A 20,193-nucleotide genomic window follows, 5' to 3' on the forward strand; every position below is an offset into this window, starting at 1 on the left:
TTAAACTTTCAGATGAACAGGGCGGCGACGATCATCAGGAGACCGGCGAGCGATGCGAGGAAGGCCAGGCTGCGCAGGCCCGTGACGCCGAACGCGTACAGGGGCACATAGACGACGCGCGCCCAGAAATAGAGGGTAGCGCCCCAGTACGTCAGAAATCCGTCCTCGCCCGCGACATGGGCGATCAGGACGGCACCGAGAAACAGGGGCAGGGTTTCGTAGAGATTGGCCTGCGCCCGTTCCAGCCGGCCGGTGATGACGTTGGACGGCGGAACCGCGGCGTCGCGCGGCCCGGCGTTCCACTTCGGCCCGTGCTGCAGGGTCCGGCCGGTGGCGGGCAGAAAGATCTGCACCACCGCCAGCAGGATGGCCAGGGCCGCATAGGTGAGCTCGGGCGTCATGTTGAACATCTGCTATCCCTGCCGATAGTTCGGCGCCTCGCGCGTGATCATCACGTCGTGGACATGGCTTTCGCGCAGACCCGCGCCGGTGATCCGGACGAACCGTGCACGCTCCTGGAGGTCCGCAATGGTGGCGGCCCCGACATAGCCCATGGCGGCGCGCAGCCCCCCGACCATCTGGTGCAGTACCGGCGCGATCGGACCCTTGTAGGGTGTCTGGCCCTCGATGCCCTCGGGCACCAGCTTGCGGGAGTCCTCGACCTCCTTCTGGAAGTAACGGTCGGCCGAGCCGGCTCCCATGGCGCCGACCGAGCCCATGCCACGGTACGACTTGTAGCTGCGGCCCTGGTACAGGAAGACTTCGCCCGGGCTTTCGTCGGTGCCGGCGAACATCGAGCCCATCATGGCGACCGAGGCGCCCGCCGCGATGGCCTTGGCAAGGTCGCCCGAATATTTGATCCCGCCGTCGGCGATGACCGGCGCGCCGGAGTCCTTCGCCGCCCGGACCGCATCGATGATGGCGGTCAGCTGTGGCACGCCGACGCCGGCGACGATGCGGGTGGTGCAGATGCTGCCGGGACCGATGCCGACCTTCACAGCATCCGCGCCCGCGTCGATCAGGGCCCGGGCGGCGTCATAGGTGGCGATATTGCCGGCGATGATCTGGAGCCGGTTGTTCTCGCGCTTGATGCGTTCGACCACCCGCGCGACCTGGGCCGAGTGGCCGTGGGCGGTGTCGATGACGACCACGTCACACCCCGCGTCGGCGAGGGCCATGGCCCGCTCGTAGCCGGCGTCCCCGACCGTCGAGGCGGCGCCGACCAGCAGCCGGCCCTGGTCGTCCTTGGCGGCGTGAGGATGGGCCTGGGCCTTCTCGATGTCCTTCATCGTGATCAGGCCGGTGGCGCGATAGTCCTCATCGACGACGATGACCCGCTCGATCTTGCGGTCGCGCAGCAACTGCCGCGCCTCGTCCTTGCCGGCGCCTTCGCGAACCGTGACCAGGTCGCCCGTGGTCATCAGCTGGGCGGCGGTGCGGTTCGGATCGGTGTCGAACCGCATGTCGCGATTGGTCAGGATGCCGACCAGCTTGCCGCCGGCGTCGACCACCGGGAAGCCGCTGATCTTGCGGGCCGCCACAATCGCGCGAACCTCGCCGAGGGTGGTCTCCGGGCGGATCGTCACCGGATTGATGACCATGCCGCTCTCGAACCGCTTCACCTCGCGCACCTGATCGGCCTGCTGCTGCACCGTCATGTTGCGGTGAAGCACGCCCAGACCGCCGGCCTGGGCCATGGCGATGGCCAGCCGGCTTTCGGTGACCGTGTCCATGGCGGACGAGGTCAGAGGGATGTTCAGCCTGATGTCGCGAGTGAGCCGGGTCGAGACGTCCGCGTCTGCGGGCATGATCTCTGACGGACCGGGTTCAAGCAAAACATCGTCGAAGGTGAGCCCTTCGCGAATCTCCATGGGAGTCTCCGTTTTGCGGGCCGCCTATCCTCTTTCGCGGGTGCGAAGTCAACCACAATGGCCCGCGTCCGGCGGCTTGCCACGCTCGAAAATTTTTCAGCAGAGCTTGAAACTTTCAGCCATGGCTAACATTTAAACGCCTGATGGTCGCCAATCTCGCCCGATCCGTGCGGAGCCTCGCGCTCAAGATCGCCAGTTACGGCGTGATGCACCTCGTCGTCGCCATGCTGGTGGCCTTCGCCATCACCCGCGACTGGCGCATGGCTCTCGCCATCGGCCTGGTCGAACCCTTCTTCCAGACCGTCGCCTATTCCTTCCACGACCGGGTCTGGCACCGGATCGAGCGTCGGCGGATGCGCAGTGGCATGGAAGAGACCGCAGAGGCCTTCACCGCACGCCTCGACGTCATGAACGCCGAGGAACAGTCCCGCGCCCACGGCCATCACGGCCACAGCCACGCCCTGCCCTCGCTCAAGAACATCGCGCTGAAGACGGTCACCTATGGCGTCATGCATTTCGCCGTTGCCGTCACTGTCGCCTACGCCATCACGCGGGACTGGCGCGTGGCCCTGACCGTCGGGGTGATCGAGCCGCTGGTGCAGATGATCTTCTTCGCTATCCACGATGCGGTCTGGCGCCGAACCGAGGCCCGGAAGGCCGCCCGATCAACGGGAATGGCCTCCGCCTGATCAGGGCAACAGGAACCCCGTGCTAGAACAGCCGGGCCGTGTGTTCGTCGAGCGGTTGTCCGGATCCCTGCAAATCAGGGCCCTGAGGCCGGTGTGATCGGCGGCGTCCCGCTCGACCTTCCAGATCACGGTCAGGCCGCGGACTCCCAGCAGGCCGACCTTCGCCACCGTGTCTGTGCCGGATCCCAGCCTGATCGCAATGACCGCGAACTCCGGATCGGCCGGATCTCGAAGAACCCGTGTGCCGCGAACAGGACCCGCCCTGTCCTCGGGCGACATGCCGAGGTCCTCCCCTGCCTCTACGGACGCCAGCAAGGCTCCGCCATCGCGATCAGCGCGTGCCTCCGCGGCCCGACGGAATGGCACGGCCGGCAAGGCCGCCAGGCCGACGAGCCCCCAGAGGAGGTCCATGCCCGGATCGCTTCGGTAGGTCGATGCCGGCAGTGTTCTGCAGAGGCTGACCAGCGCGGAGCCGACGGAAGATGGCTCAAGTCGCCCCAGCACGGCTGCTCCGTCGGAAAGCGGCAATCGACCCGGACCGACCGCCAGCGCCGAAGCCGGTCGCGGCTGGCGCAACTGCTCCCGCGGTGCCGTCACGGCAGCTGGAGCGCGGATGGAGGCCGGCGGGGACGTCGACGGATCGCGGTAGACGCCCAGCAGGCGACCGTCCTCGAACGCAAGCAGACCCGTGCTGGTCGCCAGACCGCGGCTCCTTTCGACAGGATTGTCCCCGGGCGACCCGTCCTCAAAACCGGTCAGGCAGCCCGCGTCGTCGCGGGTCGGTTGTCGCCAGAATCGACGAAGCGGATACAGTTCCAGGGTTCGCCCGCCGTCGACAATCCGTATCGCGTCGCGAGGTTCTACGCCCGGCGCAGCCCCGGTGCGAGCCTCGACCTCGGCAACAGTGAGGCCCGTGAGGTCGTCCAGCGGGACCCGCCTTTCATCAGGCGTTCCCTGAAGGGCGACCGCGAGAAGGATCGCCGTCAGGATCATCGCTTGTTCAACGCCACCAGATAGACCTCCGATGAACCCTTCCGGCTGGCGGCGGGCTTGACGTATTTCACGTCCTGGAAGTTGGCGCGCAGGTCTGCCAGAACGTGACCGGCGTCCCCGCCCTGGAAATTCTTCGTCACGAAATGCCCGCCGGGCCTCAGGGTCCGGATGGCGAACTCCGAGGCGATCTCGATCAGGGCGATAATCTTCAGGTGATCCGTCTGGCGGTGTCCGACGGTGTTGTGCGCCATATCCGACAGCACCAGGTCCGGCGGTCCGCCGAGGGCCTCAATGAGCTGACGGTCCACGCCGGGCTCGGTGAAATCGGCCTGGATCAGGGTCGATCCCGGGATCGGCTCGATCGGCAGCAGGTCGACTCCGACCACCGAGGTCGCGCCCCGATTGACGCAGACCTGGATCCAGCCGCCGGGCGCCGCACCCAGATCGATGACCCGCGACCCCTTCTTGACCAGCCGGAAGCGGTCGTCGATCTCGCTGAACTTGAACGCTGCGCGGCTCCGCCAGCCCTCGGCGCGCGCCTTCTCGGACCAGGGATCGGCCAGCTGGCGCTTGATCCATTCGATGGACGAGATCGACTTCTTCTCGGCCGTCTTGATCTTGCCACCCATGCCCCGGCCGGCGGCCGTCCCGCCGGTGGGCGGGCGGACCATACGGCGGCGCGCAGGCTCGGCAGGCGCGGATGTGGGCTTTTCGTCGTCACTCATCGCTCCCACATAGCGCCCACGGCCCTCAGCGGCTATGACCCCCGCCAATCATCCGAAAATGGAGCGCCACATGGCCGACCAGACCCTGACCCTGACCCTCGACACCGGTGACGTCGTCATCAAGCTGCGCCCCGACCTCGCGCCCGGCCACGTGGCCCGCATCACCGAGCTGGCGACCGAAGGATTCTATGACGGCGTTGTCTTCCACCGTGTGATCGCGGGCTTCATGGCCCAGGGCGGCGATCCGACCGGCACCGGCACCTCGGGATCCAAGAAGCCGAACCTGAAGCAGGAATTCTCGTCGGAGCCGCACGTGCGCGGCGTCTGCTCGATGGCCCGCACGTCCAACCCGGACAGCGCCAACTCCCAGTTCTTCATCTGCCTGGACGACGCGACCTTCCTGGACCGCCAGTACACGGTCTGGGGCGAAGTGATCGAAGGCATGGACCACGTCGACGCCCTGCCGAAGGGCGAACCGCCCCGCGCGCCGGGCAAGATCGTCAAGGCGACGGTCAACTAGAACGGATCAGGGCGGCTCTCACAAGCCGCCCTTTTCGTTAGGCGTCAGTCGCCGCCGTACCAGTTCAGTTTGACCCCGGACCAGCTCTGGTCGCCGATCCGGATCGTCGCAGTGATGGCCGGCTCCTCAGAGCCGCCCAGATTGCGCCGCGCGGTCGCGAGGGTTCCGACGTTCAACTGGCCGTCGAAGGTGATCCGGTCGCCGTTCGAACCGTTGCCCGTCATGCGGATACGGCCGTCGCTGACCGAGTAACTGTCGGGCAGAACCCGCTCGGTCGTCTCGCCGGGAACAAGGAATTCCAGCATCACCGGGGCGAAGGTCGCGGACCGCTTGCCCGTCTCCCAGTCGGCGAACGCCTGCGCCTGGCCGACGAACAGATGCATCAGGGAAAAGTCGCCGGGTCCGACCTGGGCCTCGCCGACCTGGTAGTAGCCGGACAGGTCCTCGCCCTGGCTGTGTGCGAAATTTCCGGCACCCGCAGGCGCGGGCGCGGTCGAGGGCGTCTCCCCGCCGGGATCGGCCGGCTTCGCCGGCGCGTTGAACAAATCGCAGCCGGCCAGCGTCAGGCCGACGGCGCTCAACACGATGACGGTGCGCATGGCCGTCGTCCTCAGGGCAGATACAGCAGAACCGGCAACCAGCCGGCGGCCTGGGCCATATCGATACCTTCGAAGACCGGAATGGCCAGCAGGAAGACCAGCCCGTCACGAATCGTCGTCAGGAAGAACCGCGGCTTGATGCTGAGATCCTCCTCGTCGCGCCATTTCGAGAAGTCGGGGCCACAGCGGGGCGTGCGCGCCATATAGGCCCTGTAGGTGTCGCCGAACTCGGCGGTCAGCCAGGCTTCCTCCTTCTCGATCGTGAAGTGGAAGACGACGACGGCGATCAACACGAACAGAACGGCGATCACCATACTGCCGGTCTGGGCGCCGACCCCGAAGGCTCCGGCATAGCTGAAGACATAAAGCGGGTTGCGGCTCAGGGAATAGGGGCCGGTGGACACCACCTCCGCCTTCTTGCGCCCGCCGATGTAGAGCGAGCACCAGGCGCGCCCGACGATGCTGATGATGATCGCGCCGAGGCCGACAGACTCTACCGCTTCATGGGTTGGCCCCTGCCCCCACCGGGTGGCGCTGAACATGGCCAGCACGACCACTGCCAGCAGGGACAGGCCGATGGCCCATTTCCGGATTCTCTGGATCCGCTGAAGATCGAACGCATCGGTACTCACCGTCGTCATGGTCGTTTCCATGCCCCCCCTTGTTGATCCGGAGACCGAAGCGCCGATGCAACGCTTCGCGCAAGAGCTATCTTTGCAAGTGAAAATCGCCTGCGGTCAGCGATCCAGACCCTGATCCAGCGCCCGGAACGCTGACCAGGACAGTTCGACCGCGCTCTGGAACACCGACGGGGTGATCCGCTCGAAATCATCCGACGGCCGATGATAGTCGGGGTGGTAGTTCACGCCCAGATAAAGGAACGGCACCTGGGCGTTGAAGAAGGCGCCCTGGTCCGAGGCCTCAACCCAGTTGTCCTCGCCCGTGTCCTGCGGCGTATCCTTGCCGAAGGCCAGGGACACGGCGCCGTTCGCCGGAATGTCTTCAAGGATCGGCCGGAAGGTCGGGTGCTGATAGGTACCCGTGACCCACAGGAAACCATCCGTTTCGGCACGCGCGATCATGTCGAAGTTCAGGTTCATGGCGATCGACGACAGGGGCACCGGCGGCGCCTGGACGAAATGCTTGGCGCCCAGAAGCCCGCGCTCCTCGCCGTCGAAGGCGACGAAGATCACACTGTGGTCGGGCTTGCTGACCTTGAGGCGTGCGGCGATCTCGAGCATGGTCGCGACGCCCGAGGCGTTGTCATCCGCCCCGTTGTAGATCTGGCCGCCGTTCACACCGACGTGGTCGTAGTGGGCAGTGATGACGATGTAGCGATCCGGCGTCCGCGTGCCCCCGATCAGACCGAGCACATTGACGCCGTGGAAGGTCTTCGGTCCCTCGCGGGTGCGCCCCTGGGCCTCGAACGGCTGCAGACGGCCCATCGGCGGAGCGGCGACGCCGAGCGCCTCCAGCCGGGACACGATATAGGCCCGGGCCCGCTCTCCGCCCGGCGCGCCCGTGTCCCGGCCCTCCATATCGTCCGCCGACAGGGTCCGCACATCGGCCATCAACTGGTCGTAGCTGACGGACGGAGCGGCGGCGGTTTCAACCGGCGCTTCGACCGCAGCCGGGGTCTCGGTCATGCCCGCACAGCCGGACAGGATCAGGGTTGCGACGGAGGCGAGGGCGGCGGCGCGAAGGGGTCGGGACATGAAGACTCTCTGGATACTTCCTTTCAGAGATAGCCTCACCCGTCCGCCCCGTCCGCATAAATTCGTATGATCGACCCGGCTGGCCGCGCCCGCGGGCGGTGCTAAACCGTGAGCATGGCCGAACCGACCGTCGAATCCCTGAACGAAGCCGAAGCGGGGGCTGAACTGGCCCGGCTCGCCGCCGAGATGGCGCGCCATGACGCCCTCTACGCCGAGGCCGCTCCCGAGATATCCGACGCCGACTACGACGCCTTGCGCCTGCGCAACCTCGCTATCGAGGCCCGCTTCCCCGCCCTGGTCCGCGACGATTCGCCGTCGAGAAAGGTCGGCGCGCCGGTCTCCAGCCAGTTCGCCGAAGTGCGCCACGGCGTGCCCATGCTGTCGCTCGACAACGCCTTCGACGACGGTGACGTGACCGATTTCGTCGCCCGCATCCGGCGGTTCCTGAACCTGCCCCAGGACGAGCTGATCGCCTTCGTGGCCGAACCCAAGATCGACGGACTCAGCGCCAACCTGCGCTATGAAAACGGCATTCTGGTCCAGGGCGCGACGCGCGGCGACGGCCGGGCGGGCGAGGACATCACCGCCAACCTGAAGACCCTCGCCGACATCCCCCATCGGCTGAAGGGCTCCGGCTGGCCGGCCCTGATCGAGGTGCGGGGCGAGGTCTACGCCCCCAACGAGGCCTTCGCCGCCTTCAACGCGGAGGCCGAGGCCGCCGGTCGTCGCACATACGCCAATCCCCGCAACTTCTCCGCCGGATCGCTGCGTCAGATCGATCCGACGGTGACCGCACACCGTCCGTTGAGCTTCTTCGCCTACGCCTGGGGCGAGACCTCCGAGCCGTTCGCAGAGACGCAAGAACAGGCTCTGGAGGCGTTCAAATCCTGGGGCTTCCCGGTCAATCCGCGCTCGACCCGGGTCGAGGGCGCCGACGGCCTGATCGCCATCTATCGCGGTCTCGAAACGGATCGCGCGCAACTCGGCTATGACATCGACGGCGTGGTCTACAAGGTCGACCGGCTGGACTGGCAGACCCGTCTGGGCTTCGTCTCGCGCAGCCCCCGCTGGGCCATCGCCCACAAATTCCCGGCGCAGCAGGCGACCACAGTGCTGGAGGGCATCGACATCCAGGTCGGCCGCACCGGCTCCCTGACCCCGGTCGCCCGCCTCGCCCCCGTCACCGTCGGCGGCGTCGTTGTGCGCAACGCCACCCTGCACAACGAGGATGAGATCGCCCGCAAGGATGTGCGGATCGGCGATACCGTCGTGCTGCAACGCGCGGGCGACGTCATCCCCCAGATTGTCTCTGTCGTGGCCGACAAACGCCCCGCCGACGCCGTCCCCTATGTCTTCCCGACCCACTGCCCGGTCTGCGGTTCGGAAGCCGTCCGGCCCGAGGGCGAGGTCCGCCGTCGCTGCACCGGCGGCCTGGTCTGCGCCGCCCAGCTGGTCGAACGGCTCAAACATTTCGTCTCCCGCCGCGCCTTCGACATCGAGGGTCTGGGCGAGAAACAGCTGACCGCCTTCCACGAGCGCGGCTGGATCCACGAGCCGGCCGACATCTTCCGCCTCGCCCGCGATGCGGAGAAGCTGGACCAGCTCCGCGCCGAGGACGGTTATGGCGAGACCAGCGTCCGCAACCTCGTCGCCGGCATCGACGCCCGCCGCGTCATTGCCCTGGAGCGGCTGCTGTTCGGCCTCGGCATCCGCGACATCGGCGACCAGACCTCCCTGCTGTTGGCCCGGCATTTCGGCGACTGGACGAGCTTCCATGCCGCCGCGCTCGCAGCCGCATCGGGCATGCCCTCGCCCGAGTGGACACGACTGTCCGAAGGTCACGGCGTGTCCGCCCGGACCCTGTCGGTCATGGCCTCAGCCGTTCTGTCGCCCGCCGATCCCTGGCCGGAGGCGCCGCTGGACCAGAAGCTGGCCCTCGCCTTCCCCGGCGTCGCCACGCCCGCCCGCCGGGCCTTGGGCGGGCTGGTCACCGACTGGGCAAGCATCGTCGAACTGGCCCGCGTCGCTCGCGAGGAAGGCCCGTCGATGACGCTCGGAGACATCGCGGGCATCTCGGGCGTCGGCCCCGTCGCGGCCCGCGCCGTCGCCGAATTCTTCCACGAACCGCATAACCAGCGCGTTGTCGACGCCCTGGTCGCCGAATTGAACACCATCGAGGACGCTGAACGACCCAAGGCCAACACCCCGGTCGCCGGCAAGACCGTGGTCTTCACCGGCTCGCTCGAACGCTTCACCCGCGACGAGGCCAAGGCGCGGGCCGAAAGCCTCGGCGCCAAGGTGTCCGGATCCGTATCGAAGAAGACCGACTACCTCGTCGCCGGCCCCGGCGCCGGGTCCAAACTGGCCGAGGCGCAGAAGCACGGCGTCGCCGTCCTCACCGAGGACGAGTGGCTGGCGTTGATTTCGTGATCCTTCTCCCCTGCGGGAGAAGGACGCCGCCTCACCGGTTCAGCGCGCCTCGGGCCGCCTCCGCATAGCGGTGGCCAGAGGCGGCGTCCTTCGGGAAGACGGCCTCGATCGCCTCGAGGTCCGCGGCCGTCAGCACGATGTCCGGGGCCGCTGCATTGTCCTCCAGCGTCGCGATCCGGCGGGTGCCCGGGATCGGGACCAGATCGTCACCCTGGGCCAGCACCCAGGCCAGGGCCAGCTGGGCCGCCGTCACGCCCCGGTCGTGGGCGATGCCCTTGACCGCCTCGACGAGGTTCAGGTTCTTCTGGAGATTCCCGCCCTGGAAGCGCGGATTGGACAGGCGGAAATCGCCCGGCTCGAGATCGGCGATCGACTTGATGTCGCCGGACAGGAAACCGCGTCCCAGCGGGCTGTAGGGCACGAAGCCGATTCCGAGCTCGCGCACGGTCGCCAGGATCCCGTCCTCCGGCTCGCGGCTCCACAGGGAGTATTCGGTCTGCAGCGCCGTGATCGGATGGGTCGCGTGGGCCCGGCGGATCGTCTCCGGCGCGGCTTCAGACAGACCGAGGAAGCGGACCTTGCCCTCCTTAACCAGCTCCGCCATCGCCCCCACCGTCTCCTCGATCGGCGTGTCCGCATCGACGCGGTGCAGGTAGTAGAGGTCGACGTGGTCCATCCCCAGCCGGGTCAGGCTGCCCTCGATGGCGCGACGCACATTGGCAGGCGAGCCGTCGACCTTCAGCGCCGTGCGGTCCGCATTGTAGCCGATGCCGAACTTGGTCGCCACGAAGGCCTTGTCGCGTCGATCGGCCAGCGCCTTGCCGACCTGGATCTCGTTGGTGTGGGGGCCGTACATCTCGGCCGTATCGAAGAAGTTGATCCCAAGTTCCAGCGCCCGGTGGATCACCGCCGTGGCCTGGGACTCGTCCGATGGCGTGCCGTAGAAGGACGCCATCCCCATACAGCCCAGGCCGATGGCCGAAACTTCGGGACCGTTCGGTCCGAGACGACGGGTCTTCATGGGGCGATCTCCTGCGGTGGACGAGACCCCGAAATCGGGTCTCACAACGTCACGTGCAAGTCCCTCAAAGCGGGGCGCACTGCGCCTCAAGCCAGGCCTTCGCCTCGCCGTCCAGCAACGGCCCCACCTTCGCCAGGGTCTCGGCGTGATAGGCGTCGACATAGGCCCGCTCGTCGGCGGTCAGGGCCGTGACGTCGATCAGCTTCCGGTCCAGCGGCGCGAAGGTCAGCTGTTCGAACCCGTGCATCGGCCGCTCGCCGCCGGGGATCGGCTCGGGCGGAGTCACGACCTGCAGGGTCTCGATGCGGATGCCCCAGTGACCCTCGCGATAGTAGCCGGGCTCGTTGGACAGGATCATGCCAGTCAATAGCGGTTGGGTGTTCACCGCCTTGGCGATCCGCTGCGGCCCCTCGTGGACCCCGAGGTAGGAGCCGACGCCGTGGCCCGTGCCATGGTCGTAGTCGAACCCCGCCATCCACATCGGCGCCCGAGCGAGAGCGTCCAGCTGGTGCCCGCTGGTCCCGACCGGGAAGCGGATCACGGCCATGGCGATATGGGCCTTGAGCACCAGGGTGAACATCCGGCGCTGGTCAGCCGAGGGTTCGCCGATGGCCATGGTACGGGTCACGTCCGTGGTGCCGTCCAGATACTGGCCGCCGCCGTCGACGAGCAGCAGGGAGCCCGGCTCCATCCTGCGGATCGTGCGGGTGACGGGCTTGTAGTGCGGAAGCGCCGCGTTCGGTCCGACCCCGGCGATGGTGTCGAAGCTGAGATCCTTGAGCGCCCCGGTCTCCTCGCGGAACCGCTCCAGCGCCTCGACCACGCCGCGCTCGTCCGGCAGTTCGACCTGGGCCACCGTATCGACCCAATGGAGGAACCGCGCGAGCGCCGCGCCGTCACGGATATGGGCCTGACGCGAGCCCTCGATCTCGACCGGGTTCTTGGCCGCGCGCGGCAGGGCGCAGGGGTCCATGCCGCGAACGACGGTCGCACCGACCAGCTCCAGCCGGTCGAAGTACCAGGCCGAGGACTGGGCCGGATCGATCAGGACCTTGAACCCCTTCATCCCCTCAAGCGCCTGCGGAAGGACGTCCGGGGTCATCAGGGTGACGTCGTCCCCGAGCCAGCCGGGCAGTTCGTTGGTGACCTTGGCCGGATCCAGGAACAGCATGGCCGTGCCGTTGGCGGCGACGATGGCCTGGGCCAGTGGCAGGGGCGAGCGGATGACGTCCCCTCCCCGCACATTGAACAGCCAGGCGATCGAGGACGGCGCGGTGAGGACGACGGCGTCGGCGCCAGCGGCGGTCACGGCTTCGCCGATGCGCCTACGCTTCGACGAGCTCGTTTCTCCCGCATAGCGGTCCTCATGCGGCACGACAGGGGCCTGCGGCTGGGCCGGGCGGGCCTCGGCCCAGGCGGCGTCGACCGGATTGCTGTCGACGGGCTTCAGACTGGCGCCCGCCTTCGCCGCCGCGCGCTTCAGCGTCGCCAGGGCGTCGGGACTGTGCAGGCGGGGATCGTAGCCGATCACGGCCCCGGCCGGCGCGCGCTCCAGATAGGCAGGCACCCCGCCCTCGACCAGGTCCAGAATTTCGAACTGGCCCGCGTCGACCTGGGCCCGGACCTGGACGGTGTAGCGACCGTCGGCGAAGACAGCGGCCCTGTCCTTCATCACCACGCCCGCGCCGGCCGAGCCGGTGAAGCCGGTCAGCCAGGCGAGCCGGTCGTTGGCAGCGGGCAGATATTCGTTCTGATGCTCGTCCTCATGCGGCACGAGGAAGCCGTCCAGGCCCTGCTGCGCCATGGCGGCGCGTACCAAGGGAAGGTGTTTGGCCCCGAAGGACGGCGAGGTGGTTTCGTCGAAGGACTGGCGCATGCCGCACGCATAGCGCCCCCTCCCGCTTTTGGGGAAGGGGCGAACGCACGGGATCAGTTCTGCGGCGTCGTGCTCGTGATCAAGGCCGGGGCCGATGCGGGAGCGGGCGGGGCGGCCGGGACGGTGATGATCACCGGGGCCGGCTGGGCGACGGCGCGGGCGACCTCGGCCCGAGCCTGGCTGGTCGCGCGAGCCGCGTCCGCCTGGGCGCGCGCGGCGTCCATCCGGGCGATGTCGACGCTCTGCTGGGCACCGGCGATCTGCCCCTGGATCACGGCCTCGTCTGCACGCGCCTGGGCCGCGACGGCGTCCGCCTGGGCCTGCGCCAGGGCGAGCTCCGTTTCATCGTCGCGCCCGCCGGACGACAGAATCCACAGCACGGCGATCAGGACCGCGGCGGCCAGACCGCCGGCGATCCACCAGCCGGCGCTCGAGTCGCGACGGACGATGACCGTCTCGGTGTAGACGGGCTCGGTGACCACCACCCGCTCGACGGTGGCGTTCGGGTCGATATTCGGATCGTACTGGCTCACGGGAAACCCTCCATTGAGCCAGCAGAACGGCGCCGCTTTGCCGTTGTTCCGTCAGGCCATCCTGCGCAGGACGAGGGCGCTCCAGGCATCGCGGTGAATCCGCCGCTCCAGCCGGAAGCCGCGCGACAGATAGGCTGCAGACACGCGCCGCTCCTGGGTCCGCAACAGGCCCGACAGGATCGCCACGCCCCCGATGCGCAGGCTCATCTTGATGTCCTGCGACAGGGCGACCAGCGGCGGGGCCAGGATGTTGGCGAACACCAGGTCATAGGGGGCGCCGGCCCGCACCTTCATGTCGTTGAGGCCCGAGGCGTGAACGAATTTCGCATTGGCCTGATTCAGCTTCGCGTTCTCGTTGGCGATCCGCACCGAAGGCGCGTCGATGTCGGTCCCGACCGCCAGGGCCGCCCCGGTCCGCGCCGCCGCGATCGCCAGAACACCCGTGCCGCAACCGACATCCAGAACCTTCTCGAACCGCTCGCGCTTCAGCAGTTCGTCGTAGGCCACCAGACAGCCGACGGTCGTCCCGTGATGCCCGGTTCCGAAGGCCGCGCCCGCATCGATCTTCAGGTTCACCGCGTTCGGCGGCACCCGGCCCTGGTCGTGGGCACCGTAGACGAAGAACCGTCCCGCCCGCACCGGCGGCAGGCCCGACAGAGACATGGCCAGCCAGTCTGCGTCGGCCAGGGGCTCGACCTTGACGGTCACGCCGGGATGATCGGCCAGACGGGCGGTCAGGGCCTCGACCTCTTCCTCCGAGGTCGGGAAGGCGTCGATGCGCCAGATGTCGCGATCCTCGTCTTCTTCGAGGATCGAATAGGTGGCGCCCTCCAGCAGGACGTCGGAATCGATGGCTTCGGCCGCCGCTTCAGCGGCGGCCCGAGAGCCGCGGGCGATAATCTGGACGGGGTTGTGGGACATTTATTCAAACACCGGTATCATTGCGAATCGATACTATTGAGTTTGCGCCCATGCTCTCCCGCATTGGTCGCGATCGTTCCAACCGAGGGGTCGGGGAATACATGGCCAAGTCACCGTCTACTGCGTCGCCTAAAGCGTCCGTCGCTTCCAAGCCTAAAGCAGCCGCGAAGTCGACTGCGAAAACGGCCAAACCTGCCGAGGCCAAGCCCGCCGTCGCCGCCAAACCCGCCGCCGTGAAGGCTGCTCCGGCCGCGAAGGCGCCCGTGAAGGCGGCAGCCAAGCCCGCCGCCAAGCCGGCTCCGAAGGCCGCCGCAAAGCCTGCCGCCAAGGCTCCGGCCGCAACGAAGGCCGCTGCGCCGAAGCCCCCGGTCAAGGCCGCCACGCCGAAGACCGCCGCCAAGTCGCCGGCGAAGGCCGCTGCCAAGCCCGCCGCTGCGAAGGCTCCAGCCAAGCCGGCTCCGAAAGCCACCGCAAAGCCCGCGGCGAAGGCCGCTCCGGCCGCCAAGCCTGCCGTCGCCGCCGCTCCGGCGCCTGCACCGGCGCCGAAGCCCGCCGTCGCGGCTGCACCTGTTGCGCCGGTCGCCCCTGCAAAGCCCGCCACGGCTCCGGCCGCGAGCGCCCCGGCTGCTCCCGCGCCGAAGAAGGGCTTCTTCGACAAACTGGCGGACGCGATTTTCGGCAAACGCTGATCCTCGTCTGAAACGAGAAACGCCGGGCGGTTCGCACCGCCCGGCGTTTTTGCGTCTGGCATCCTGCGCCGGATCAGTCGGCGGGCAGGTCCTCGGCGAGGATCGCCATCTCGAACATGAAGCTGCCGTCCTCGTCCTCGTCGTCAAAGACCACGCCGATGAACTCGTCGCCGACATAGACCTCGGCGGAGTCGTTCACCTTGGCGCGCGCCTTCACGATGATGCCGCCGGTGTTGAAGGTACGCTTAAGGTGCGTCTCGATACGCTTCATGTCTGCTTCGTTCACGGCGGGCCTCGGGAGTCTGGATTGAAGGCGCGGACCCTAGAGAACCGGTCCCGCCAAGGAAAGCCCGTCAGGCCTAGATCACGAAATCATAGACGACGTCGGCCAGGGTATGGTCCATCGTCCGGGCTGGCGTCGCGTCCGTCGGACAGTTGACCAGTCGCGCGGGCACGCCCGCCACGGTGCATCCTGCCGGTACCGGCTTCAGCACCACCGAGCCCGAAGCGACCTTGGCATAGTCACCGACGGTGATGTTCCCCAGCACCTTGGCGCCCGCGCCCAGCAGGACGCCCTTGCCGATCTTGGGATGGCGGTCGCCGCGTTCGGCGCCGGTCCCGCCCAGGGTCACGCCGTGCAGCATGGACACCTCGTCGCCGACCACCGCCGTCTCGCCGATCACGATGCCGGTTCCGTGGTCGAGGAACAGGCCGGAGCCCAGACGCGCGCCCGGATGGATATCGATCTGGAACAGCTCCGAGATCCGGCTCTGGAAGTGGAAGGCGAGGGTCTCGCGTCCCTGGGTCCACAGCCAGTGGGCCACCCGCGACGCCTGCAGCGCCTGGAACCCCTTGAAATAGAGGAACGGCTGCAACAGCGTCTTGATCGCCGGATCGCGCTCGGCCACCGCCTGCAAATCGGCCTCCGCCGCCGCCACGATGGTCGGGTCCGACCAGTAGGCGAAGGCGCAGACCTCGCGCACGCTCATGGGCGCCAGTTCGGCGTCGCCGATCTTGCGCGCGATCTGGAAGCTCAGGGCATTGGCCAGGTCGATGTGCGACAGGATGGTCGCGTTCATCAGCGAGCCCAGATGCGGCTCGCTGCGCGCGGCCGCCTCTGCGGAGGCCCGAAGTTGGGTCCACATGCTGTCCTGGGAGGCGACGACTTCAAGCTTGGGCATCATGGGCTCCATGGGCCATCATACCCGCGTCAGCATGGCGTGCGCCAGCCAGCCCGGGATCAGCGACTCCCTGGCCATATGGTAGGCCCGAAGGGCGGTAGCCACCGTAAAGGTGTCGCGCACCGCACCCCGGTCAATCTCGCGCATCAGGGTCATGAAGGGCACGCGCGCCAGTTCGATCACCTCGGTGGGATCCGGTGCCTTTTCCACCTCCGACAGGTCCCAGGCCAGCCAGGCGATGGCCCGCTCGTCGGTGATGGAGTTCGACATCTCCATCCGCAGCACCTCGCGCCAGGATTTTGCCGCCAGGCCGGCCTCCTCGGCCAGCTCCCGTTTGACGCCGTCCAGCGGATCCTCGTTGAACGGTGCCCCGCCCTCCGGCATCTCCCAGGAATAGTTGGCCAGGGCGAACCGCGCCTGACCGACCAGGGTCACTGTCCCGTCGGCATGAATGGGCAGGACCCCGACCGACAGGTTCTTCGGCCGCATGACGACATAGGTCGCCTCGGCCCCCGTCGGGGCCGTCGCCGGATGCGAGGTCAGGGTCAGCCACGGATTCTCGAACAGGATGGCGTCGCCGTCGCTTTTCCACACCGGCCGCGCGGGCGGGTGTGTGTCCCATGAAGGCGCGGGCCGGTCGGCGTCAAAATCGTCGCGGGAATCACTCATCGGCGGCATATGGCGCCCCGGGCGCCGAACGCATAGCTAGAGCGTATGACCCTGCCTCCTCCCGTCGATCTCGGGGCGCCCCTGCCCCCACCCACGCCGTCGTCCGAGATGCTGGCCCGGCTGGCCACCCGCCGCTCGGCCCCGGCCCAGGCCCTGACCACGCCGGGCCCCGATGCGACCCAGATCACCGACATCCTGACCCTCGCCGCACGCTCGCCGGACCATGGCAAACTCTTCCCGTGGCGGTTCGTCGTCCTGGGTCCGGTCAGCCGAGCGGAGATCGCCGAACAACTCGGCGCCATGGCCGTCGACAAGGGTCTGCCGCCCAAGGCCCGGGCCGTCCTCGCCAAGCTGACCGGCGCCCCGATCACCGTGCTGGTCATCTCGACCGCCGCCCCGGCCTCAAAGCCCGTCTGGGAACAGGAGCTCAGCGCCGGCGCCGTCTGCATGAACCTGGAGCACGCCGCCTCGGCCTTCGGCTTTGCCTCCAGCTGGATCACCGACTGGTACAGCTATGACCCCGACGCCGTGGCCCTGTTCGGGGTCCGCGAGGGCGAAAAGGTCGCCGGCTTCATCCATCTCGGCACGGCGGCCGAGCCGCTGCTGGAACGCGACCGGCCGAACGTCGCGACGCTGACGACCACCCTGCCCTGAGCCCTTGTTCAGGGAGTTGTCTTTGCTTTTCGGTCGGACCATGAGTCATTGCGGTCAAGGAACAGGAGGATGCCGATGAAGCGATATGGACTCATGGGCGTGCTGTTCGCCCTGCTCACCGCAACGACGGGCCTCGCACAGGACACAGAGCCGTTTGCGCCTGACGGCGTATGGATCTTCCGCACAGACGAGATGGCAAACGGAAGCCCCATCTGCACGGAAACCTGGGCGTTCGGCCCGGGTGACCGGCTGTTGGTCGAGAGCGGCAAGGAGAGGGTCAACAAGCGGTTCCGCATCGTGCGCGACACAGACGGCCTGTGGCTGGTCACCGAGACCCTTCACACCAATGGCCGGGCCGACTGCATGGGCGATGAGACGGCGATCCCCGACACTGCCGAGCGGCGGACCTATCTCGTGCCGATGAACGATGGCCGGGTGCTCACATGCCCCGCACCAGGGCGGGCTCCCAACGGCGCTCCCTTCATCACAGGCTGCTACGGCTCGATTATGCCTGCGGCCATGGTCGGCTGATCACCGCTTCAGGCCGGCTTCGTCCACTCCATCATCATGAACCAGGGCACCCGGTTGTAGCGCGCCTGCCGGACCGGATCGCCCCCATGGGCGGGCGGCTCGGCGAAATGGGTCAAGGTCAGCCCCTGCTCCAGCAACAGGGTCATGTAGGTGCTCAGGGGCCGGTGCCAGTTCTGGATGCGGATTCCCTTCCAGGCGATCCAGCCGGCCTTCTCCTCCAGGTAGTGGTCCATCGCATGGACCTGTCGCCCGTCCGGCAGGGTGATCCAGCCCAGGTCGTTGGCGTCAGCGGCCGAGTTGTACCCCGCCAGGTTGGCGATCAGCAGCCGACCTCCGGGGGCCAGGACCCGGGCCATCCCGGCGATCGCGGCCCGCACATCCGGGATATCAATCAATGACAGATAACTGACCACAAGGTCGAACGCCCCCTCCTCGAACCCCAGGGCCTCGGCCGCTTCCACGCGATAGTCGCCCCCGGGATCCAGCCTGCGCGCATGGTCGATCAGGGCCTCGGTCGGATCGATCCCGACCGCCGCCACCCCCTCGGCCTTCAGCATCCGGCAGAACCGCCCCTCGCCGCAGCCGACATCCAGCGCGCGGCGGAACGGCCGCAGCCGCACCCGTTCCAGCATCGGCGCATCCATGACCCAGCGCCGGCCGAAGTCGCCCTCGTCCCCCTGGGATGCGACCCAGGCATCCGCCGATTCCGCCCATCCGTCGCTCATCGCGGTTCCTCCTCCGGCCGGTGGACCAGCGATACCATCACCACCGAGATGATCATCAACAGATACCAGCTGCCCAGCTTGGCTAGGGACACCATCTCCCATCCCGCCTCCTGCCCGGGATAGGCCCAGGCCCGGCCGAGGGTGCCCAGGTTCTCGGCGAACCAGATGAACAGGGCGACCAGGAAATACCCCACCAGCAACGGCATCTTCAGCCGCGTCCGGTTCGCCGTGAACCAGAACCATCCTCGTCCGAACAGCAGGACCGTGGTCGCGAACAGGGCCAGTCGAACGTCCGGCAGCCAGTGATGGGCGAAGAAGTTGACGTAGATCGCCGCCGCCAGAACCCAGGTCGTCCACACCGGCGGGTAGCCCCTGACCCGGATATGGAAGATCCGCTGCACCCGCGCGATGTAGGAGCCCACAGCCGCGTACATGAAGCCCGAGAACAGCGGCACGGCCCCGATCCTGAGCACCGAATCCTCCGGATAGACCCACGACCCGTGCGCCGTCTTGAACAGCTCCATGATCGTCCCGGCGATGTGGAACAGCAGGATCACCCGCGCCTCGGCCCAGGTCTCCAGCTTCAGGGCCAGCATCGCCGCCTGGATCAGCACAGCCCCAACGACGAGGAAGTCATAGCGGGACACCGGGCTGTCGTCGGGCCACAGCAGGAAGGTCGCGAGGATCAGCCCCAGCATCGCCCCGCCGAACAGGCAGGCCCAGGCCTGTTTGAGGCCGAACATCAGGAAGGCAAAGGCGAAGCGGGACCATGCCCGCCGGTCAGCCCAGGTCTGTCCCCGCCCCAGCCAGTGGCGCCCCCAGGTCTCGAGTGGAAGGCGACGGGGTTCGGTCAAGACAGCTGACGGCTCGCCGCACGGAATTCCCGGGGCGTCACGCCGACCTGCTCCCGGAAGGCACGGTTGAACGGTCCGACGGATCCGAATCCGCACTCGAACGCGACCTCCAGAATGGGCAGGACCTGCTCCGGGTCAGCAAGCAGGCGTTTCGCGCGCTCGATCCGGTAGTGATTGATCAGCCGGTTGAAATTCGGGAAGCCCAGAACGGTGCTGATGCACTGGGACACCTTGTATTCCGGCTGGCCCATGCGCGCGGCGACATCGCCGATCCTGAGGTCTGGCCGGCTGTCGATCGCTTCATCGCGTAAAAGCGCCAGAAGCCGTTCGGCAAGGCGCCGGTCCTCATCCGTCGGCGCCCGGCGCGCCGAACCCGTCCCGTCCGCCTGACCCAGGGGATGGCGCAGACGATACCAGACCGCTGCCGACGCCCCGGCCAGTCCGACGACGCAACAGGCGATCCGGATCAGGTCGGTCTGCGAGACCCCCAAGGTACCCGGACTGGAGACTCCCGACCCCAGAACCGCCACCAGCTGCGCCGCATTGATCGTGAGGAAGGCGAGCCGGAACCGCTTCTCGTGCACCCCGACATCAACCCGGCGCGCCTGGAACGGCTCAATGAAGGCCAGCAGCATGGCCGCCGAGCCGCTGAGCCGATAGACGTTCGCGGCAAAGCCGGAGAGGCCGCCTTCGGCCGGCGCGAGGACCGTCAGCGCGCCGGTGACTGCGACCACGGTCGCCACGATGCGGGGCCACCAGACGTCGTAGGGCGCAGGATCGAACAGGGCCCGGGTCAGCAGCCAGGCCCATCCGCAGGCCCCTGCGCCGACCAGCGAAAACAGGATCCCGGCGGCACCGTCGGTCAGACGGCCCGCGATGTAGGAGACGAAAGTGACCGCGCAGAGCGCTGCATAGGCCTGAAGACGACTGGGTGCCCGCCGGGACCATGGGGCCCGGCCGACGACCGAAACGCTGAGAACTGGCTGGGTGTACACCG

Annotated in this window: 23 protein-coding genes; 6 read left to right on the top strand and 17 right to left on the bottom strand. The window is 67.8% G+C overall.

Annotation, left to right across the window (positions count from 1 at the left end; all coding sequences use genetic code 11):
- Nucleotides 1-8: 8 nt before the first annotated feature.
- Together Q0044_RS10275 and guaB are read right to left on the bottom strand one after the other, a co-directional pair.
- Entirely contained in the window at nucleotides 9-401 is a 393-nt protein-coding gene (locus Q0044_RS10275; protein WP_298161993.1) for an MAPEG family protein, read from the bottom strand.
- Nucleotides 402-413: 12 nt separating this feature from the next.
- Entirely contained in the window at nucleotides 414-1,871 is a 1,458-nt protein-coding gene (guaB, locus tag Q0044_RS10280; RefSeq protein WP_298161995.1) for an IMP dehydrogenase, read from the bottom strand.
- A 143-nt stretch (nucleotides 1,872-2,014) separates the two neighbouring features.
- Between guaB and Q0044_RS10285 the strand changes: the two genes are divergently transcribed.
- On the top strand, nucleotides 2,015-2,560 hold the full coding sequence (locus tag Q0044_RS10285; RefSeq protein ID WP_298161997.1) for a DUF2061 domain-containing protein: 546 nt from the start codon (nucleotides 2,015-2,017) through the stop codon (nucleotides 2,558-2,560).
- Here the strand turns inward: Q0044_RS10285 and Q0044_RS10290 are convergent, their stop codons facing one another.
- Both Q0044_RS10290 and Q0044_RS10295 read right to left on the bottom strand, forming a co-directional pair.
- Nucleotides 2,561-3,553: a hypothetical protein gene (locus Q0044_RS10290; protein ID WP_298161999.1), complete on the bottom strand. Its 993-nt coding sequence runs from the start codon at nucleotides 3,551-3,553 to the stop codon at nucleotides 2,561-2,563.
- Nucleotides 3,550-4,278 carry an RlmE family RNA methyltransferase gene (locus tag Q0044_RS10295; RefSeq protein WP_298162001.1) on the bottom strand — a complete coding sequence of 243 codons (729 nt, stop codon included), beginning with the start codon at nucleotides 4,276-4,278 and terminating at the stop codon, nucleotides 3,550-3,552. Before Q0044_RS10295 ends, Q0044_RS10290 begins: the two co-directional genes overlap by 4 nt.
- 70 nt (nucleotides 4,279-4,348) lie before the next feature.
- On the opposite strand from Q0044_RS10295, the gene Q0044_RS10300 reads away from it, so the two are divergent.
- On the top strand, nucleotides 4,349-4,798 hold the full coding sequence (locus Q0044_RS10300) for a peptidylprolyl isomerase (protein WP_524536164.1): 450 nt from the start codon (nucleotides 4,349-4,351) through the stop codon (nucleotides 4,796-4,798).
- 44 nt (nucleotides 4,799-4,842) lie between these two features.
- Here Q0044_RS10300 and Q0044_RS10305 read toward each other — a convergent pair whose 3' ends face one another.
- From Q0044_RS10305 to Q0044_RS10315, 3 genes are all read right to left on the bottom strand, one after another.
- Nucleotides 4,843-5,397, bottom strand: a complete 555-nt coding sequence (locus Q0044_RS10305) for a hypothetical protein (RefSeq protein WP_298162003.1) — start codon at nucleotides 5,395-5,397, stop codon at nucleotides 4,843-4,845.
- Between the two features lie 11 nt (nucleotides 5,398-5,408).
- A complete protein-coding gene (locus Q0044_RS10310; protein WP_298162005.1) occupies nucleotides 5,409-6,038 on the bottom strand; it encodes a methyltransferase family protein in 630 nt (209 codons plus the stop codon).
- A 96-nt stretch (nucleotides 6,039-6,134) separates the two neighbouring features.
- Nucleotides 6,135-7,112, bottom strand: a complete 978-nt coding sequence (locus Q0044_RS10315; protein WP_298162008.1) for a M20/M25/M40 family metallo-hydrolase — start codon at nucleotides 7,110-7,112, stop codon at nucleotides 6,135-6,137.
- A gap of 114 nt (nucleotides 7,113-7,226) precedes the next feature.
- Between Q0044_RS10315 and ligA the strand changes: the two genes are divergently transcribed.
- Nucleotides 7,227-9,542 (top strand): NAD-dependent DNA ligase LigA, encoded by a 2,316-nt coding sequence (gene ligA, locus Q0044_RS10320; protein WP_298162010.1) that lies wholly within the window; start codon nucleotides 7,227-7,229, stop codon nucleotides 9,540-9,542.
- A 31-nt stretch (nucleotides 9,543-9,573) separates the two neighbouring features.
- On the opposite strand, the gene Q0044_RS10325 is transcribed toward ligA, so the two are convergent.
- The 4 genes from Q0044_RS10325 to Q0044_RS10340 form a co-directional block, all read right to left on the bottom strand.
- A complete protein-coding gene (locus Q0044_RS10325; RefSeq protein ID WP_298162012.1) occupies nucleotides 9,574-10,563 on the bottom strand; it encodes an aldo/keto reductase in 990 nt (329 codons plus the stop codon).
- A 64-nt stretch (nucleotides 10,564-10,627) separates the two neighbouring features.
- Complete coding sequence (locus Q0044_RS10330) at nucleotides 10,628-12,439, bottom strand: aminopeptidase P family protein (RefSeq protein WP_298162014.1); 1,812 nt, start codon at nucleotides 12,437-12,439, stop codon at nucleotides 10,628-10,630.
- A 53-nt stretch (nucleotides 12,440-12,492) separates the two neighbouring features.
- Complete coding sequence (locus Q0044_RS10335; RefSeq protein ID WP_298162016.1) at nucleotides 12,493-12,972, bottom strand: hypothetical protein; 480 nt, start codon at nucleotides 12,970-12,972, stop codon at nucleotides 12,493-12,495.
- A gap of 51 nt (nucleotides 12,973-13,023) precedes the next feature.
- A complete protein-coding gene (locus Q0044_RS10340) occupies nucleotides 13,024-13,893 on the bottom strand; it encodes a 50S ribosomal protein L11 methyltransferase (RefSeq protein WP_298162018.1) in 870 nt (289 codons plus the stop codon).
- Between the two features lie 101 nt (nucleotides 13,894-13,994).
- Here Q0044_RS10340 and Q0044_RS10345 point away from each other — a divergent pair, with 101 nt between their 5' ends.
- The gene (locus tag Q0044_RS10345; RefSeq protein WP_298162020.1) at nucleotides 13,995-14,582 is read left to right on the top strand and encodes a hypothetical protein; all 588 of its coding nucleotides are present in this window, start codon (nucleotides 13,995-13,997) and stop codon (nucleotides 14,580-14,582) included.
- Between the two features lie 73 nt (nucleotides 14,583-14,655).
- Here the strand turns inward: Q0044_RS10345 and Q0044_RS10350 are convergent, their stop codons facing one another.
- The 3 genes from Q0044_RS10350 to Q0044_RS10360 form a co-directional block, all read right to left on the bottom strand.
- Nucleotides 14,656-14,853 carry a DUF3126 family protein gene (locus Q0044_RS10350; protein ID WP_409013079.1) on the bottom strand — a complete coding sequence of 66 codons (198 nt, stop codon included), beginning with the start codon at nucleotides 14,851-14,853 and terminating at the stop codon, nucleotides 14,656-14,658.
- Nucleotides 14,854-14,941: 88 nt separating this feature from the next.
- A complete protein-coding gene (gene cysE / locus Q0044_RS10355) occupies nucleotides 14,942-15,766 on the bottom strand; it encodes a serine O-acetyltransferase (RefSeq protein ID WP_524536167.1) in 825 nt (274 codons plus the stop codon).
- Nucleotides 15,767-15,781: 15 nt separating this feature from the next.
- Nucleotides 15,782-16,432, bottom strand: a complete 651-nt coding sequence (locus Q0044_RS10360; protein ID WP_298162026.1) for an NUDIX domain-containing protein — start codon at nucleotides 16,430-16,432, stop codon at nucleotides 15,782-15,784.
- A gap of 45 nt (nucleotides 16,433-16,477) precedes the next feature.
- Between Q0044_RS10360 and Q0044_RS10365 the strand changes: the two genes are divergently transcribed.
- Both Q0044_RS10365 and Q0044_RS10370 read left to right on the top strand, forming a co-directional pair.
- Nucleotides 16,478-17,086, top strand: a complete 609-nt coding sequence (locus Q0044_RS10365; protein ID WP_298162028.1) for a nitroreductase family protein — start codon at nucleotides 16,478-16,480, stop codon at nucleotides 17,084-17,086.
- A 75-nt stretch (nucleotides 17,087-17,161) separates the two neighbouring features.
- Nucleotides 17,162-17,617: a hypothetical protein gene (locus Q0044_RS10370; RefSeq protein ID WP_298162030.1), complete on the top strand. Its 456-nt coding sequence runs from the start codon at nucleotides 17,162-17,164 to the stop codon at nucleotides 17,615-17,617.
- Nucleotides 17,618-17,625: 8 nt separating this feature from the next.
- On the opposite strand, the gene Q0044_RS10375 is transcribed toward Q0044_RS10370, so the two are convergent.
- From Q0044_RS10375 to Q0044_RS10385, 3 genes are read right to left on the bottom strand one after another with little or no spacing between them, the layout of a single operon-like run.
- Nucleotides 17,626-18,342, bottom strand: a complete 717-nt coding sequence (locus Q0044_RS10375; RefSeq protein WP_298162031.1) for a class I SAM-dependent methyltransferase — start codon at nucleotides 18,340-18,342, stop codon at nucleotides 17,626-17,628.
- Nucleotides 18,339-19,196 carry a DUF817 domain-containing protein gene (locus tag Q0044_RS10380; RefSeq protein ID WP_298162032.1) on the bottom strand — a complete coding sequence of 286 codons (858 nt, stop codon included), beginning with the start codon at nucleotides 19,194-19,196 and terminating at the stop codon, nucleotides 18,339-18,341. The genes Q0044_RS10375 and Q0044_RS10380 overlap by 4 nt, the downstream gene beginning before the upstream one ends.
- Nucleotides 19,193-20,191, bottom strand: coding sequence for a helix-turn-helix domain-containing protein (locus Q0044_RS10385; RefSeq protein WP_298162034.1), 999 nt, complete (start codon nucleotides 20,189-20,191; stop codon nucleotides 19,193-19,195). Before Q0044_RS10385 ends, Q0044_RS10380 begins: the two co-directional genes overlap by 4 nt.
- Nucleotides 20,192-20,193 lie beyond the last annotated feature (2 nt).

The sequence above is a fragment of the Brevundimonas sp. genome, from assembly GCF_027484365.1.
GTDB lineage: Bacteria > Pseudomonadota > Alphaproteobacteria > Caulobacterales > Caulobacteraceae > Brevundimonas.

Coding starts and splice junctions, on each gene's coding strand:
- Q0044_RS10275 (WP_298161993.1), bottom strand. CDS start 401: ATGACGCCCGAGCTCACCTATGCGGCCCTGGCCATCCTGCTGGCGGTG.
- guaB (WP_298161995.1), bottom strand. CDS start 1,871: ATGGAGATTCGCGAAGGGCTCACCTTCGACGATGTTTTGCTTGAACCC.
- Q0044_RS10285 (WP_298161997.1), top strand. CDS start 2,015: ATGGTCGCCAATCTCGCCCGATCCGTGCGGAGCCTCGCGCTCAAGATC.
- Q0044_RS10290 (WP_298161999.1), bottom strand. CDS start 3,553: ATGATCCTGACGGCGATCCTTCTCGCGGTCGCCCTTCAGGGAACGCCT.
- Q0044_RS10295 (WP_298162001.1), bottom strand. CDS start 4,278: ATGAGTGACGACGAAAAGCCCACATCCGCGCCTGCCGAGCCTGCGCGC.
- Q0044_RS10300 (WP_524536164.1), top strand. CDS start 4,349: ATGGCCGACCAGACCCTGACCCTGACCCTCGACACCGGTGACGTCGTC.
- Q0044_RS10305 (WP_298162003.1), bottom strand. CDS start 5,397: ATGCGCACCGTCATCGTGTTGAGCGCCGTCGGCCTGACGCTGGCCGGC.
- Q0044_RS10310 (WP_298162005.1), bottom strand. CDS start 6,038: ATGACGACGGTGAGTACCGATGCGTTCGATCTTCAGCGGATCCAGAGA.
- Q0044_RS10315 (WP_298162008.1), bottom strand. CDS start 7,112: ATGTCCCGACCCCTTCGCGCCGCCGCCCTCGCCTCCGTCGCAACCCTG.
- ligA (WP_298162010.1), top strand. CDS start 7,227: ATGGCCGAACCGACCGTCGAATCCCTGAACGAAGCCGAAGCGGGGGCT.
- Q0044_RS10325 (WP_298162012.1), bottom strand. CDS start 10,563: ATGAAGACCCGTCGTCTCGGACCGAACGGTCCCGAAGTTTCGGCCATC.
- Q0044_RS10330 (WP_298162014.1), bottom strand. CDS start 12,439: ATGCGCCAGTCCTTCGACGAAACCACCTCGCCGTCCTTCGGGGCCAAA.
- Q0044_RS10340 (WP_298162018.1), bottom strand. CDS start 13,893: ATGTCCCACAACCCCGTCCAGATTATCGCCCGCGGCTCTCGGGCCGCC.
- Q0044_RS10345 (WP_298162020.1), top strand. CDS start 13,995: ATGGCCAAGTCACCGTCTACTGCGTCGCCTAAAGCGTCCGTCGCTTCC.
- Q0044_RS10350 (WP_409013079.1), bottom strand. CDS start 14,853: ATGAAGCGTATCGAGACGCACCTTAAGCGTACCTTCAACACCGGCGGC.
- cysE (WP_524536167.1), bottom strand. CDS start 15,766: ATGATGCCCAAGCTTGAAGTCGTCGCCTCCCAGGACAGCATGTGGACC.
- Q0044_RS10360 (WP_298162026.1), bottom strand. CDS start 16,432: ATGAGTGATTCCCGCGACGATTTTGACGCCGACCGGCCCGCGCCTTCA.
- Q0044_RS10365 (WP_298162028.1), top strand. CDS start 16,478: ATGACCCTGCCTCCTCCCGTCGATCTCGGGGCGCCCCTGCCCCCACCC.
- Q0044_RS10370 (WP_298162030.1), top strand. CDS start 17,162: ATGAAGCGATATGGACTCATGGGCGTGCTGTTCGCCCTGCTCACCGCA.
- Q0044_RS10375 (WP_298162031.1), bottom strand. CDS start 18,342: ATGAGCGACGGATGGGCGGAATCGGCGGATGCCTGGGTCGCATCCCAG.